This is a genomic window from Lentilactobacillus sp. TOM.63, assembly GCF_030361045.1.
In the GTDB taxonomy this organism is placed as follows: domain Bacteria; phylum Bacillota; class Bacilli; order Lactobacillales; family Lactobacillaceae; genus Lentilactobacillus; species Lentilactobacillus dabitei.
In genome coordinates this window covers 1-15,290 of the sequence record NZ_JAUCAP010000027.1, presented here as the reverse complement: position 1 = coordinate 15,290, position 15,290 = coordinate 1, and the positions used below count along the sequence as shown (strand labels likewise).

The following is a 15,290-nucleotide window of genomic DNA, read 5'->3' as shown; positions in this document are numbered from 1 at the left end:
ATAATTAGCATTGTAAACGTTTACTCAAAGTGCTACGATGATGTTGTTGAAATGATTCCACATTTAATAAATTGGGAGATGAGATCATGAATCAATCAACAACCCATTTGGCTGGCGGACATTCAACTGCAACTTCCGTACCTAAGAAGTCAACGAATCGAATCGCCAATAGCTTGCCAAATTTACCAATGAAAACACTATTTGCCATCACATTTGGTTTCTGTGGTGTCAACATGGCCTTTTCCTTGCAATCATCACAAATGAGCCGGATTTTCCAGACAATTGGTGCCGATCCAACCAAGCTGGGATTATTCTTTATTTTACCGCCGCTAGCTGGGTTAATCGTTCAACCACTAGTTGGCAAATATTCTGATATGATTTGGACCAGATTTGGGCGACGAATGCCTTATCTATTATTTGCAGCACCAATTGCCGCTATTGTTATGATTCTATTACCAAACGCTGGGTCATTTGACTTCGGTTATGCATCGCTGGCTGCACTATTATTTGGTGCAATTGCAATTTCGTTGATGGATTTATCCAGTAACATCTGTATGCAGCCATTCCGGATGATCATCGGTGACATGGTAAACGAAAGTCAGAAAGATAAAGCTTGGTCTTGGCAACAAGCCTTCAGTAACCTCGGTGGTGTACTGGCCACTATCTTACCGTTTGTCTTAACCTACTTTGGAGTTGCCAACACCGCAAAACGAGGCGTAGTACCGCTCTCTGTTCGTTTGGCCTCCTACATTGGCGCCGCAATTCTCCTCGGAATCTCTGCCTATACCATCCACGAAGTAAAGGAATACGATCCAGAAACCTATGCCCTCTATCACCACATCGATCCCAACACCCACAAGAAATCCAAGCCAATTTGGCAACTAATTAAAGAAGCACCAAAAGCCTTATGGGAAGTTGCCTTAGTTCAGATGTTTGCTTGGATTGGAATTCAATATATGTGGACTTACACAACCGGTGCCATCGCCCAAAACGTTTGGCACACAACTAATGCCACTTCAGCAGGCTATCAAGCTGCCGGCAACTGGTATGGTATTTTAACATTTATCCAGTCAATGGCCGCTGTCCTTTATGGTTTCTTGATTTTATCACACACCAATCCTTATAAACGAAAGAACTGGTATCGCTTTGGCCTCTTAAGCTTTGCAATTGGTTTAATTTGGGTATTCTTCATTCATAACCAGTATCTATTGATCGTTCCATTCTGCTTAATCGGTATCGGTTTCTTTACAGTTCACGTTGAACCATTCAATATCTTCACGTCATCATTGAATGGTTCTAACGAAGGTTCTTATATCGGTATTTTCAACGGTACCATCTGTTTACCACAAATCCTCGCTTCAGTTGCCAGCTTTATCGTGTTCCAATTGGTTGGCAAATCAATGCCTGGTATGATGTTAATAGCCGGGATTTCAATGCTGATCGCGACAATTGCTATTAGTGTCATTAAGCAAGATGCTCCACAAATCGATAAAGTATAACAACCCAATAACCAAAAAAGGAAGGAATAACATGTCACAACTACCAAAATACAATCAAACTGGGCAAACAATCATCTTTGCCTTTCCAAATCACGACTTACAGTTATCCGTCTTAACATCTGCTATTATCCGGGTATTTGAAAACCGCGGTGATCCTGGTCAATCATATGCGATTGAGGGCAAAAAAGAACAACCCACTGATTTTACTCTCAAAGCCGTCGGCGATCACTACGAATTAACCACAGCTGATTTATTAGTAAAAATCGACTCTGATCAACACGTCGATATTTATGACGCTACTGGCAATCCATTAGCCATTGACTACCGTGGCAAACGTCAACTGTTAGATAAGGGCGTCGATAAAGTCCATGAACGCCTCGTGGAAGCAGAAGGTCACAGTGTTTCCGGCTCAACCACTGGAGCCGACAGTAGCTATTTTCAAGTCGTTAAATCACTCGCTGCCGATGAGCACCTTTACGGTTTAGGAGATAAGACCGGTTACTTGGATAAACGCGGCTTTGAATATGATAACTGGAACACCGACAATCCGGCACCCCAAATGGAGAACTTTACCAAGTTGTACAAATCAATTCCAGTCATGTATGGGCTCAAGAACGGCCATCCCTATGGGCTCTTCTTTGATAATCCTTACAAGAGCCACTTCGATATGGGTAAAGAAAGTCCCAACTATTACTTCTACTCGGCTGTTGACGGCAACCTTGACTACTACGTTCTCGGTGGTAAGACTTTAAAAGAGGTTATTAGCAATTACACCTACTTAACTGGCCGAGTCCCACTACCACAAAAGTGGACCCTTGGTTATCAGCAATCTCGTTGGGGTTACAGTGCCAGCCAACAAGAAGTTCAAGAAATCGCTGACAGTTTGAAAAAGTACGACATCCCCTGCGACGCCATCCACTTTGATGTTGATTACATGCGGGGTTATCGGGTCTTTACCTGGGATAAGGACAAATATCAAGGTGATCCGAAAAAATTTGTGACCAGCTTGAAAAAGCAAGGGATTAAGGCGATCCCAATCATTGACCCCGGCGTTAAAAAGGATCCGGATTACGATGTTTATGTTGACGGCATTAAGAAGGGCTACTTTGTAAAATCACCAGATGGCAAAGTCTACATCAATAAAGTTTGGCCAGGTGATTCCGCCTTCCCAGACTTTGGCCGGCCAGAAGTTCGTAAGTGGTGGGCTCACAACGACAAATTCCTAACTGATATTGGCGTTGGTGGTATTTGGAACGACATGAACGAACCGGCTTCCTTTGAAGGACCCATTCCAGATGAGGTTGTCTTTAGCGATCAAGATAGGCAATCAACCCACAAGAAGATGCACAACGTTTACGGCCACAATATGGCCAAGGCAACTTACGATGGCTTGAAGAAATACCAAGATAAGCGGCCTTACGTTATCACCCGGGCAGCTTATGCAGGCACCCAAAAATATTCAACCGTTTGGACCGGCGACAATCGTAGTATTTGGCCCCACATTCAAATGATGATTCCCCAACTATGTAATTTGGGCATGAGTGGTTTTAGCTTTGCCGGTACTGATATTGGTGGCTTTGGCTCCGACACCAACGCGGAACTATTAACCCGCTGGATTGAAGCAGCAGTCTTTAGCCCCTTAATGAGAAACCACGCTGCCATGGGGACTCGTCATCAAGAGCCTTGGAGCTTTGGCGAACCAACCCTTTCAATTTATCGCAAATTCGTCAAGCTACGATATCGCTTCATCCCCTACTTATATGATCTGTTTGAGAAGGGCACTAAGAGCGGTCTCCCAGTCATGCGACCATTAGTTTTAAACTATGACAATGATCCCCGGGTGCGTGATCTCAATGATGAATTTATGGTTGGCGACAGCGTTTTGGTTACCCCAATTGTCGAAAAGTCGGAAACCAAGCGCTTGGTTTACTTACCGGCCGGTGATTGGGTTGATTTCTGGAATAACCGCCAGTATACCGGCAACCAAGACATTGTCGTCAATGCCCCACTGGATAAATTACCATTGTTCATCAAGAAGAACACAATCCTTCCTTGGGGAAATCCAGTTGACCATATTTCAGACGAACCTGATAAAACCATGACGTTTAAAGTCTTTGGTGATCAAGGTAGCTACGATCATTACCAAGATGACGGCACTGACTTTAAGTATCAAGCTGGTGAATTCAACCACTATACGCTATCCGTAAATGATGACCAGGTATCAGTTCAGTTACCCCATCATGGATTCAAACCGGCGTACAAAAAGATTACGGTGGAGTTGCCGGATAAACAGGTTATCTTAAGCTATGATGCTGCAAGTAATCGTTACCAAGAAAAATAAAAATTGAGACGAAAGGCGATTTAATCCCAGAATTTAAGTGAAAAAAGTCATGCATTCTGGTTTTGGAATGCATGACTTTTTTTGGCTTAAATTCTCGGATCAACCGTTTGTCACAAGTTTTATCAATATAAGAAGGGAAAGCCAAATTGGCATTATAAACGCTTTGTCGACTCATGTCTCAGCCACATTTAATTTTACCTTGGCAAGTCAGTCACTTTAATGCTGTAAAGCCACCCATCACAACCAAAAGGACGCCCAAAATTGGCTTAACATACTTAGTAAACTTTGCTGGGTTCAATCGATTGAGGAGGATCGGTGCGAGAAATGAGCCCAACACTGCGCCAAGCATAATCCAAATGCCAACTTGCCAATCAACGTTACCCGCTTGTAGGTGAAAACAAATGCCAACAAACGTCATCGTGACCAAAACCAGTGAAGAGGTTGCCGCGGCGGTCACCATGTCGGCTCCCATGACCAACAATCCCGCCATAATGGGACCGCCGCCACTTAAACCGCCAACTCCAACCATCAAGCCGCCGATAATGCCATAGATCACCGCAACGGCACTTCTGCTTTGTTTGGGTGTCTGCTTTGATTCAAATAAGAGCTGAATGCCGATGTAGGCTAAAATACCGCCGATGATGTATGAATAAATCTTTTCGGGAATATATGGCGAGACAAGTGATCCCACAATAACGGCAGGAACGGCTGCTAGAATCATTCGCCAGGCAATTTTAAAATGAATCTTGTGAAGGCGAAAGTAAGAGTACGACCCAATGAGCAAGGATGGAAATGCGGTTACCAAAGAAGTGGCAGCCGCACTTGCCGGACCCAAGCCAAAGATCGTGGTTAAAATCCCCAGGTAGTACGCCGCTCCCCCACCTCCAAGGGTAATGACAATTGTCCCAATAATAAATCCAGCCAAAATCAAAAAGATAATATCCATTTGAATTAGCCTCCAACCTTAATTTTAGCGCCAAGCAATTGGATACCAGCCGGCCAAATAAAAGCCGAAGATCGTGGTAACCACGAAGACCCCAATCAAGGTCCAATAGAGTGACTTAGACCCTGCATGCCGACTTTTACGAGCGAAACTAATCTCAATAAGTGCAATAACAGCAATCCCTAACAACAGCTTCACAATACCGCTAACTGGCGCTTTAGGGATCCGATACCAAGCCAAGAAACCACCCGAAAGCAAAATCGGAATGTAAAGGACTCTGGTAATCATCATAAAAATGGTTGCCAACTTATCCTTAAAAGAAAAGGCAAGAATAACAGCAATAACTAATAAGACCCATGAAATTAAATGAATATTAATCCATAGCAAAACAATGGCCTCCTTAAAATATTTTCGCAATGTACGAAGTTCATTATAGTCTTTCCCAGTTGATTTATAACCGTCAGCGCTTATGATCAATTTAAAACCGTTGATAGGAGTCAGTTCATGAATAATCAATTGGAAATTCAGCCCTTTACACAAGCAAGTAGTCGGCACTATGACTTATTACTAACGGCTGATCCGGCCAAACAGCTCGTCGATACTTATTTAAAACGGTCAATCAATTTTGAAGCCAACATCAACGGCGTCTTGGTCGGCGTCTTAATTTTAATTGAAACCCGACCGGAAACAATTGAAATCGTCAATATTGCCGTTGCGTCCACCTACCAAAATCAAGGAATTGGCAGCAAGCTACTAAACTTCGCAACCAACTGGGCAAAAGATCGTCATTATCGGGTCATCGAAATTGGCACTGGCAGCACCAGCTTCGGCCAATTGTACGTCTATCAAAAAAATGGTTTCCGATTGGTTGCGATTGATCAAGATTTTTTCACTCGCAATTATGCTGAACCCATTATCGAAAACAAGTTAGTGTTAAAGGATATGGTTCGGTTGCGGAAATATCTTTAATGTGTCATTAACCGGAAACCAGCTTTCCTAATCTAGAATGGAACACATGTGTTTTCCAACCAATAATCATTAGCTCGGATAACTACTTCCATTAGAATCAAAATACCTATTATTCCAATCTAGTTTAGTCACATTCATTTCAACCAATCCTACCTTGTGCTAAATTAGACATGGATGGAATCGCACATATTAATATCGTGGGGTGATTAGCAATGAACGAAAAACAAAAAGTACAAAACGCTAAACGGGCCAATGTTTTGTGGATCATGTTATCAATTATGGTGTTAGTTGTGATTGCAGGAATCGTCGGTATCATCATGAAGAGTCACCAAACCAACCAGTATAAAGACATGATTAGGCAATCCGTAACCGCCTATAACAAAACAGCTCCTTCATCAGAACAATTATCACCAACTAGTCGAACCAAAGTTTATCGGGTTCGCAAGTCCGGTGATCAGAAATACTTTGTTCAGCTGAGTGGCACAACACCGAAGTTTATTTATCAGAAGGCCCAAGGAAAATGGACGTCAGTTAATTCAAACAAAACAGCAACTAACGTCTTGAAATATCGAATTGTTTATACTTCGAATCAGTCCGCTATCGATAATAGTAAGTAGCCGGTTATTGAATTATGAGAATTTCTGAGTGAGCTTGTAGTTACCAATAACTTTTTAGTTATATTTATGCATTTAATCAATCATCATCAATCTTCCAACGGCAGCCTTCTCAGGAGGTTAGCCGCTTTTTTATGGATTGAATCAACTGGCAATTCCTAATCAAACGGGAATTTCCACAATTCAAAATAATCGATAAAGCGCTTCCATATATAAACTAAAGGTGTTGATATAGATAACCGTTTAGTTTTAATCGAAAGGAAGATCATTATGGCTGATTTACTAAAGGACAAAGTTGCAATTGTTACCGGCGCAGGTTCCGGTATGGGTCGTCAAATTTCTGAACTGTTCGTTAAAGAAGGTGCCAAGGTGATGTTGGCAGATATCAATCCGGACGGCTTGAAACAAACCGCAGCCGAAATTGATTCTGCAGGTGACTCAACCAGCACCGTTATTGCCAACGTTGCCAAAGAAGATGACATTGTTAATATGGTTAAGGAAACGGTTGATACTTATTCCAAAGTCGATATCTTAGTTAATAACGCGGGTATCGTTGATAATATTAAAACGGTTGAAAATACGACTGATGATATTTGGGACCGAGTATTGGCAATCAACTTAACTGGACCATTCAAGGCTGCTCGTGAAGCTATCAAATATATGTTGGATCAAAAAGATGGCGGAACAATTATTAACATGGCATCCGTCGGCGGCTTGTTCGGCTCTCGTGGTGGTGTTGCTTATACTGCAACCAAGCACGGCATCATTGGTTTGACGAAGAATATTGCTGCCACTTATGGCATTTACCATAACATTCGTGCAAACGCGATTGCTCCAGGTAATATTGCCACTAACATTCAAAAGACCATTAATGATCCCGATGAACTTGGCATGAAAGCTCTCACCGCAATTGGCGGCATGACCGCACCAGGTGGTAAGCCAGAGCAAATCGCCCAAGTTGCCTTGTTCTTAGCTTCAGATCAATCCAAATTTGTTAACGGCGCAGTGATTACAGCGGATGGCGGCTGGACATCAATGTAATAGAGTGTGAGGCCAAGCGGTTAGCAATCGGAGTGTAAGTCGCCTTTGGAGGAATTCCTGGGTTTGGAATTTTTCCAAAGGTGCTTACATGCAGATTGCTGCTTGGGTGAACACGTTTAATCAAAGTGTGCGGAGCAAAGCGCTTAGAAGTCGGAGCATAAGTCGCCATCAACAGAAATCCCGTTTTTGGGGATTTTTGTTGTTGGTGCTTATGCGTAGACTTCTGCTTTGCGGAGCACTATTCGGCAATGGAGCCGAGGAATTCCGGAGTTTAGAATTTATCCAAAGTACTTACTTCTTGGAGGAGCAGTCCAATTGAGGCTGCCTCATGCCCCATTTCATTAATTCAACGAACTAATTTCAAAGGAGTCGGCGGAAAATCACCTCATTTGCCGGCTCTTTTTCTTTGCATCCCATCCCTTGTGTTAAACTTAATTTGTATCCAAACAAATTCAAAGGGGATAGAAATTTGAAATCAACCATCTTTGTTAAACCTGGAAAAGTCGAAATTCAAAACATTGAGAAGCCAACCATTCATAAGGCTGACGATGTCATTATTCACGTCTTGCGAGCCTGCGTCTGTGGTTCTGATTTGTGGGCCTATCGGGACCTTGAATCCAAAGAACCAAATTCGGAAAATAGCGGCCATGAAGCAATTGGAATTGTCGAAGAAGTTGGTCAAGCCATTACCACTGTGAAGCCTGGCGATTTCGTAATCGCCCCATTTACTCACGGTTGCGGTCACTGTGCCGCATGTCGCGCCGGATATGAAGGCAGTTGCCAAAGCCATCGCGATAACTTTAGTTCCGGTTACCAAGCTGAGTACGTTCGCTACCAACACGCTGAATGGTCACTAGTTAAAATTCCCGGCAAGCCTGAAGATTATAGTGATGGCATGCTCAATTCCCTATTGGCCTTAGCAGACGTCATGGCCACCGGCTATCATGCCGCCCGCGTCGCTAATGTCAAAACCGGCGATACTGTCGTCGTTGTTGGTGACGGTGCGGTAGGCCTTTGTGGCGTGATTGCTGCCCAGATGCGTGGTGCTAAACGAATCATTGACATGAGCCGCCACGAAGACCGCCAAAAGCTGGCAACTGAATTTGGCGCCACTGATATCGTCGCAGAACGCGGTGACGAAGCGGTTGCCAAAGTCATGAGTTTAACGAATGATGCAGGGGCTGATGTAGTCTTAGAATGTGTCGGTAGTGAATTGTCAACGGACACAGCTATGAAAGTTGCCCGTCCTGGCGCAATTGTTGGTCGAGTCGGCTTGCCGCATACCCCAAAGACTGATCTCACCGGTCCATTTTACAGTAACTTAGCCGTTGCTGGTGGCCCAGCATCTGTTACAACCTACGATAAATCAGTTCTTCTGAAGGCTGTCTTAGATGGTGATATTCATCCCGGCAAGGTCTTTACGCAACGCTTTGATCTTGACGATATTGATGCCGCTTACCAAGCAATGGCAAAACGAGAAGCGATCAAGTCATTAGTGGTTGTTGACTAACCGATTAGTATAAATAAACCCCAGACCTAAAAATCAGCGAGTGCCGCGATTTTTTGGCCTGGGGTTTATTTATAGGACTTTTTACGAACTATTCTTTAGTCAATAATTCATCAATTTTGTCATAGAATTTCTTAGCACGAACTTCGGTCACCAAATTAATTGGCCGCCCAGTTTCCGTTTCGAAGGTTCTGCCAGCACTTGGACCATGAGCAATCACATCACCCTTAATATCCTTAGATTCGATCATCTCTGGGTATTGACTAGCCACAGTGGTTAATACATCCCACAAATAATAAGTTGAGTTGGCTTCATATGATGACACCAATGCATACCCTTGGCCAATTAAATCCATCATTGGATAACGCCGGAGACTGGCCCAATGCTGCTGGACATCAGCATTCAACGGAACTTGGTTGGTACTTTCCAAGCCTACCATTTGAATATCAATATCAGCATCCCAAACGGTTTTAACTGCTTCGGAATCCCAGTAAGCATTCCATTCAGCCGTCCCATCATGCTTAGGCTCCAGAACGTTTCCTTCAGTCCGCATGGTGCCGCCCATCCAATATAGCCGCTCAATTTTATTCACAATGGTTGGGTCAACTGCTAACGCCCGAGCAAGATCAGTTAGCGGCCCTGTCATAACTAAGTCAGTTTTGCCCTCGGTATTTTGAAGCTTATCAATCATATCTATGTGAGCCGGCTTTTCAGCAACTTCTGCCTTTACCGGGCCATGCTCATTTAGCAATGGAAAGGCATCAAATGAAAATGAACTCAACCGCCATTCTTTAGGAAATTGGTGAACCGCACGTGAATTTGAAGCAGCCACGGAAATCTCTTTTCCATGACCGAATCTGGCAATGATCTTTTGAGAAGCCGGTACGGATCCCTCAATATAGCCGTCAGCGTCAATCACGCCAACCCCGGTAAGGTTAACTTCTGGCATTTGCAACAACAATAGTAGTGAGACCAAATCATCGACGTTGCCGTCATGGTCAAAGTAAACATTTTTCAAAATAATGTCCTCCTCGTTTATTAATCTCATCATACAGGAATCCGAGCGGCCAGTCTATCAGTAGCCAATCTCAACGGCGCCGGTGCTTGACCACTGTAAAGAAGTGTAAAATACATGCCAGTAATACATAAAAAATTACCACAAAGGATATGTATCGCAGCCAAAAGCCCTGGCTGGGAACTAATTTAAAGCCAAACTGAATTCCCATCGTCAGCAGGGCCATAAACGCAATCATAAAGAATAATTCAATATATCGTTTCAATGTACTGTCATCCCTTTTCTTCACAGTGTTTAGTCGCCGGCCCCACTTGAGACAGGTTTGCTTTTTAGTTTCCGGTAACTCTTTAAGCCCCCACGTATGAGTGAGAACCAGTTCGTGAACCTTAATGACCCCAGCGGCAGTCATCACTTTATCGATTGTTCGAAAACTTTGGTCGGTAACTCCGGTGACCCAGTTTTCAAACGCGCCGGTATAACAGTCAGTAATACTTAAATAGTGCTTGTCTTTAAATCGATCGGGATGAGTGGCCCCGGTATGGTCAAATCGGACCAACCGCTGGCGCATGCAGTCAAAGAAATCTTTCATTTTGCCTGCCAAGCCACCCCAATAAGTTGGAGCCGCCAGCACCCAGACATCGCTAGTGAGCATTTTTTGTTCCAATTCATCTAACACTGGATCCTTCTTGTCGCCATGGTCCGGCTTAAATGGATAATCCTCTAAGTAAATAATTTCGCCTTCGTTCGGATCTTCTATCCCGGCCATCACAGTTTCCAGCATTTTAGCGGTCACCCCATCATTTCGATGTGATCCTAAAATTCCAAGTACTTTCACTATAAGACCCCCCTAAAAATAAGTAAGCAGATCAAAGCGGTTAGAGATCGAAGTGTAAGTCTCCTCGAACGGAAATTCCGGGTTTGGGAATTTTTGTTCGAGGTGCTTACATGGAGATCTCTGCTTTGAGGAGCTGTCCTAAAAAATTGCTAAAATAAATTGAATATTGAGAACGGTAATAATTGACGTTAACAAGTAACCAACTACCGTCACTGATAATCGGTTGGTATGGATACCCATCAAATCATGGTTGTTTGTGAGCGCCACCATGGGAAACAACGTAAACGGCAAGGCAATTGATAACGCAATTTGGGCAAACACGATCATCTGCTCAAATGTATCGTCATTGAAGCCAACGATGAACCCAATGATCAAAATCGGAATCAAGGTCACAAACCGGGTTAAGAGTCGCCGTTCCCACAATGGCAACCGAATGTACAAGTAACCTTCCATCACAATTTGCCCCGCTAGCGTACTGGTGATCGATGAAATCATCCCCGTGATCAGCAACGCAAACGCAAACAAGGGCTCATTAACGGGCTGGCAAGACTCCCTACAATGGCGGAATTTTGCAACCCATGGTAAACATCCTGAAATGCGGAAAAGTTTGCGTTTTTATTGAAGAACAGCGTTCCCCCTAGGATGAGCAATAACGCATTGATCAGAAACGCAGCGATTAAATGCACATTTGAATCCCACTTACCAAATCGCAAAGCTTCATTCACTTGCTTGGGGTCATGATAATCGTATCGACGGCTCTGCGCCAGCGACGAATGCAGATAAACATTATGTGGCATGATGGTTGCCCCCACAATCCCCAGGCTCATCACTAACTTTTCGTGATCCGTCACAATACTTGAAGTGGGAACCAAGCCGCCAAGAATCTCACCAACGTTTGGTTGAGCCCGGAAAACTTCAATCCCAAAAATCACGCCCACCACTAATATTGAAAAAAGCACAATAAATTCAATTCGCCGAATTCCAAATCTTAAAAATAGCAAGACCAATAAAACATCAAGAATAGTGAAGAAAATACCAAAGATCAGCGGTAACCCGAATAATAATTTTAATGCAATTGACGTGCCAACAACGCCGGTCATGTCAGTCGCCATCATCGCAATTTCATTGATAACCCACAGTATGTAACGCCCCCACCGGGGAATCTTGGTCGCAATCGCTTGGGCCAAGTCCAGTCGAGAAACGACCCCCAGCTTGATCGCCAAGGTCTGCATGAACATCGCCACAATGATCGAAATTAATAGCACCGACAGCAATTCGTATCGATATTGACTCCCACCAGATAACGACGTCAGCCAATTACCGGGATCCATGTACCCCACGGCAACCAATGCTCCTGGCCCACTATACGCCAAAAACTTCTGCAGAAAGGATGACTCGTACACACTAGGAACCTTGACACTCCGATTAATTTCATCCAGACTTTTATTTTGCTGTTCCTTCATTGACATCCCCCTGATTCTCGCACAGTTTTTGCTTGCTCAGATCCGCAATGAATTGACAAAAGGCGTCACTGGCATTCATTGGTGGCACAGCATCTAATACCTTGCCACCACTAGACCTGAACGTTTGATAATTTTGAACATTATTTTCCTCAATTGTTTCCAAGCAATCTTCAACAAAGGATGGCGTGACAAGCAACACATTTCGCTTGCCCGTCGCAGCCAATTCCATCAATGTGTTTTTCAAATATGGTTTCAGCCAAGGCATAGGCCCAAATTTAGATTGAAAAACTGTCAGAACTTTATTGTCAGGCACTTGTTGGAGATATTTTTGGACGTTGGCCGTTGTCTGCTGGCACTCTTTCTCATACGGATCACCTTTTTTGATCATCGACATCGGAATTCCATGATACGTGAAAACCACTGTATCATAATTTTTTTGAACGTAGCACTCGTCCACTTGGCTTGCCAGGATCTTTTGATAAGTGGGCTGATCGTCAAAATGCTTAATAATTGTCGTTGGCACACCAGACGCTTTCACTTTTTCGATGATCGTATCATGGGTACTTTGCGTGTAATTCGGAAATAAGGGCAGCACCACAATATGGTCATCCCCATTATCCTGCATTTGACGCAGGCGATCCCCAATCGTTGGTCCCCCATAGTTCATTGCGTACTGAACGTCCCAATCTTTCAAAATTGCCTGAACCTTCCGCTGCATCATTTCAGTATACACAGTTAACGGTGAACCTGCTTGGGTCCACATGTGCCGGTAATAGGTAGCCGACCGCCAAGTTCGCAGCGGTAAAATCATTCCGCGAAGTAATGGCTGCCAAAACCATTTTGGCAGGGTAACAACATTTTGGTCACTTAGAAATTCCTTCAAGTAAGTTTTGACATCTTTGGTACTTGGTGATTTAGGTGATCCCAGGTTAACCAGTAACAGCCCGTTTTGTGACATCGCGATTCCCCCCCTTATGTCTTGATTATATCGCTTTCATCAATTCAAAAAAACGCTAGCCACAAGAAAAAAACCTGTCAGAGGAAACATTTTGTCTTGAACAATGAAATCGGTTCATTTATTGAGTACAATAGTATTGAGGAAGGACGTGATTAACCCTTGAACAATGCCAAGGAGTACCTGGATTTCTTTAACCAAGAATATAAGGAACCCGGCAAACATAGTAATTACAGCACAAATAGCAACTTCCGTTTTGATACGAGAGCTGATGCGCTTGAAACCAAGAATATGTTAATCCAAAAAAGTCCCTGTGCTAAATATTATCGTTTGAGTGTTGAATATATTAATCCCAACCGGTCAATGCAGGTAGGGTGGTACATTACCGTTAGGAAATTGAAAGATCAACCCAAAACACCTGATCATCAATCCACAACGAGTCCGAAGCCTAAGAAACCACAGCAGCCAACTCACAAAAAACCAGAAAAATAACTTTGATGGAGGTAATTATCCATGGCAAATCAAGTACCAGCAGTCATCATGAACGATGGCTTTAAAATTCCAGAGATTGAATTAGGAACCTATCAAATTCGTGGCGGTGACGGCCTACAGCAAGTGCTAGCCGCCATTCACGATGGTTACCGGGGCTTGGACACGGCAACCAATTATGATAACGAGGGAATGGTTGGTGAAGCGATTCGCCGATCTGGCCTCCCACGTTCAGATTTCTTTGTCACGTCCAAACTGCCAGGCAAGTATCACCAGTATCATGACGCAACCAAAGCAATTCAAGAGAGTCTCTATCGCTTAGGTTTGGACTACTTTGATCTTTATTTGATCCATTGGCCGCTTCCAAAACGTGATCATTACGTTGAGGCCTTTCAGGCAATGATTGATGCTAAAGAGCGGGGCTTGATCCGATCAATCGGTGTTTCTAATTTTGAGCCGGCGCATCTCGATCGACTCATTGGCGAAACCGGGGTCACCCCCGCCGTCAACCAAATTGAAGCCCACCCTTATTGGAATAACGAACGAATGCTACAAGCAGATCTTGAGCGCGGAATTGTCACCGAAGCTTGGAGTCCCCTGGGTCGAGGGAGTGCAGCGTTACAGGAACCGCTTATTCAAGACTTGGCTACCAAGTATCACAAGAATGCCGGCCAAATTATTTTGAGATGGCATACTCACCGGAACATCATTCCGATTCCTCGTTCAAGTAACCTCAACCATCAGCGGGCTAATTTGGACATCTTTGATTTCAAGCTGACCCCAGACGAAATTCAAGCGATTAATCAGTTAACCAAACCAGATGGCCGAGTCGATGGTCAAGATCCCAATGAATACGAAGAATTTGAATAGTGACTAAAAAATAGCGAAGGAGTGTTTTTCTAATGGAAACACAAAAAATGATTCGCTCCAGAAAAGCAATTCGAGAATATAATGGTCAAATTACTGACTTTCAACTGCACCAAATTCTGGCAGCTGCTAATGCCAGCCCTGTTGCAATGGGCCAATACGATCATTATCGATTGACGGTTATCCAAGATCCGGCAACTTTGGCAAAAATGAGTGGCATTTATGAAGCGCCAACGGTCATCGTAGTTTCCGCCAATGATGCCGGCGCACCAGCGGAAGTTTCTGCAGGCACGATTGTTCACAACATGGAACTGGCCGCTGAAGATCAAGGCTTAGGCGCCAACTATAATATGGGCGGCTTGAGTTCAATCCCAGCCGGTGTGATTCCAACAGGCTTCACGCCAGTGTTTGGGTTGACAGTTGGCCAGACAACCGAAAAGTTTACGCCGCGAGAAGTCTCGTTGGACCGAATTAAGACCAATTTCGTGAAGTAATTTGAGCTCTTTAGCTCTACAACAAAACAAATGAGGCTGAGACATTAGTTGGCAAAGTATTTATAAATGCAACTTGTTTTGCCATTCTTACATTGATAAAACTTGCGACAAACGGCTGATCCCGGCCATTTAAGCCAAAAAAGTAATGCATTCCAAAACCAGAATGCATTACTTTTTTCACCTTGAATTGTCAAATTAAGTGCAACACGACATTAAAGAATATTTCATAAGGCGTTTTCCATCCGAGACATTTACGGG

14 protein-coding genes and 1 pseudogene are annotated in these 15,290 nt (G+C 43.6%); 9 read left to right on the top strand and 6 right to left on the bottom strand.

The genetic code is table 11. The annotated features are described in order from the left end of the window. Nucleotides 1–86: 86 nt before the first annotated feature. Both QUF07_RS06980 and QUF07_RS06975 read left to right on the top strand, forming a co-directional pair. Complete coding sequence (locus tag QUF07_RS06980; RefSeq protein WP_289427064.1) at nt 87–1,499, top strand: SLC45 family MFS transporter; 1,413 nt, start codon at nt 87–89, stop codon at nt 1,497–1,499. A 31-nt stretch (nt 1,500–1,530) separates the two neighbouring features. Further along, complete coding sequence (locus QUF07_RS06975) at nt 1,531–3,840, top strand: glycoside hydrolase family 31 protein (RefSeq protein ID WP_289427062.1); 2,310 nt, start codon at nt 1,531–1,533, stop codon at nt 3,838–3,840. A gap of 211 nt (nt 3,841–4,051) precedes the next feature. On the opposite strand, the gene QUF07_RS06970 is transcribed toward QUF07_RS06975, so the two are convergent. Then, a complete protein-coding gene (locus QUF07_RS06970) occupies nt 4,052–4,786 on the bottom strand; it encodes a sulfite exporter TauE/SafE family protein (RefSeq protein ID WP_217163758.1) in 735 nt (244 codons plus the stop codon). A 24-nt stretch (nt 4,787–4,810) separates the two neighbouring features. Beyond that, nucleotides 4,811–5,170 carry a YisL family protein gene (locus tag QUF07_RS06965; RefSeq protein WP_218043480.1) on the bottom strand — a complete coding sequence of 120 codons (360 nt, stop codon included), beginning with the start codon at nt 5,168–5,170 and terminating at the stop codon, nt 4,811–4,813. Nucleotides 5,171–5,287: 117 nt separating this feature from the next. Between QUF07_RS06965 and QUF07_RS06960 the strand changes: the two genes are divergently transcribed. The 4 genes from QUF07_RS06960 to QUF07_RS06945 all read left to right on the top strand — a co-directional run bounded on the left by QUF07_RS06960 (nt 5,288) and on the right by QUF07_RS06945 (nt 8,917). Further along, nucleotides 5,288–5,752 (top strand): GNAT family N-acetyltransferase, encoded by a 465-nt coding sequence (locus QUF07_RS06960; protein WP_217163757.1) that lies wholly within the window; start codon nt 5,288–5,290, stop codon nt 5,750–5,752. Nucleotides 5,753–5,964: 212 nt separating this feature from the next. After that, nucleotides 5,965–6,369: a hypothetical protein gene (locus QUF07_RS06955; RefSeq protein ID WP_217163756.1), complete on the top strand. Its 405-nt coding sequence runs from the start codon at nt 5,965–5,967 to the stop codon at nt 6,367–6,369. Nucleotides 6,370–6,636: 267 nt separating this feature from the next. After that, entirely contained in the window at nt 6,637–7,407 is a 771-nt protein-coding gene (locus tag QUF07_RS06950) for an SDR family oxidoreductase (protein WP_217163754.1), read from the top strand. A gap of 469 nt (nt 7,408–7,876) precedes the next feature. Beyond that, nucleotides 7,877–8,917, top strand: a complete 1,041-nt coding sequence (locus QUF07_RS06945; protein ID WP_217163752.1) for an alcohol dehydrogenase catalytic domain-containing protein — start codon at nt 7,877–7,879, stop codon at nt 8,915–8,917. A gap of 88 nt (nt 8,918–9,005) precedes the next feature. On the opposite strand, the gene QUF07_RS06940 is transcribed toward QUF07_RS06945, so the two are convergent. The 4 genes and pseudogenes from QUF07_RS06940 to hemH form a co-directional block, all read right to left on the bottom strand. After that, nucleotides 9,006–9,932, bottom strand: coding sequence for a nucleoside hydrolase (locus tag QUF07_RS06940; protein WP_289427061.1), 927 nt, complete (start codon nt 9,930–9,932; stop codon nt 9,006–9,008). A gap of 70 nt (nt 9,933–10,002) precedes the next feature. Further along, nucleotides 10,003–10,764, bottom strand: a complete 762-nt coding sequence (locus QUF07_RS06935; RefSeq protein ID WP_217165318.1) for a flavodoxin family protein — start codon at nt 10,762–10,764, stop codon at nt 10,003–10,005. Between the two features lie 138 nt (nt 10,765–10,902). Then, nucleotides 10,903–12,227: pseudogene (locus QUF07_RS06930) on the bottom strand (Nramp family divalent metal transporter). Then, the gene (hemH, locus tag QUF07_RS06925; protein ID WP_217165323.1) at nt 12,208–13,185 is read right to left on the bottom strand and encodes a ferrochelatase; all 978 of its coding nucleotides are present in this window, start codon (nt 13,183–13,185) and stop codon (nt 12,208–12,210) included. Before hemH ends, QUF07_RS06930 begins: the two are co-directional and overlap by 20 nt. Before the next feature lie 159 nt (nt 13,186–13,344). On the opposite strand from hemH, the gene QUF07_RS06920 reads away from it, so the two are divergent. The 3 genes from QUF07_RS06920 to QUF07_RS06910 are packed head-to-tail and all read left to right on the top strand — an operon-like array spanning nt 13,345 to nt 15,032. Continuing rightward, nucleotides 13,345–13,674, top strand: coding sequence for a hypothetical protein (locus tag QUF07_RS06920; protein ID WP_217165325.1), 330 nt, complete (start codon nt 13,345–13,347; stop codon nt 13,672–13,674). Between the two features lie 21 nt (nt 13,675–13,695). Next, nucleotides 13,696–14,541: an aldo/keto reductase gene (locus tag QUF07_RS06915; protein ID WP_217165326.1), complete on the top strand. Its 846-nt coding sequence runs from the start codon at nt 13,696–13,698 to the stop codon at nt 14,539–14,541. Nucleotides 14,542–14,573: 32 nt separating this feature from the next. Continuing rightward, nucleotides 14,574–15,032 carry a nitroreductase family protein gene (locus QUF07_RS06910; protein WP_217165328.1) on the top strand — a complete coding sequence of 153 codons (459 nt, stop codon included), beginning with the start codon at nt 14,574–14,576 and terminating at the stop codon, nt 15,030–15,032. Nucleotides 15,033–15,290: the final 258 nt, after the last annotated feature.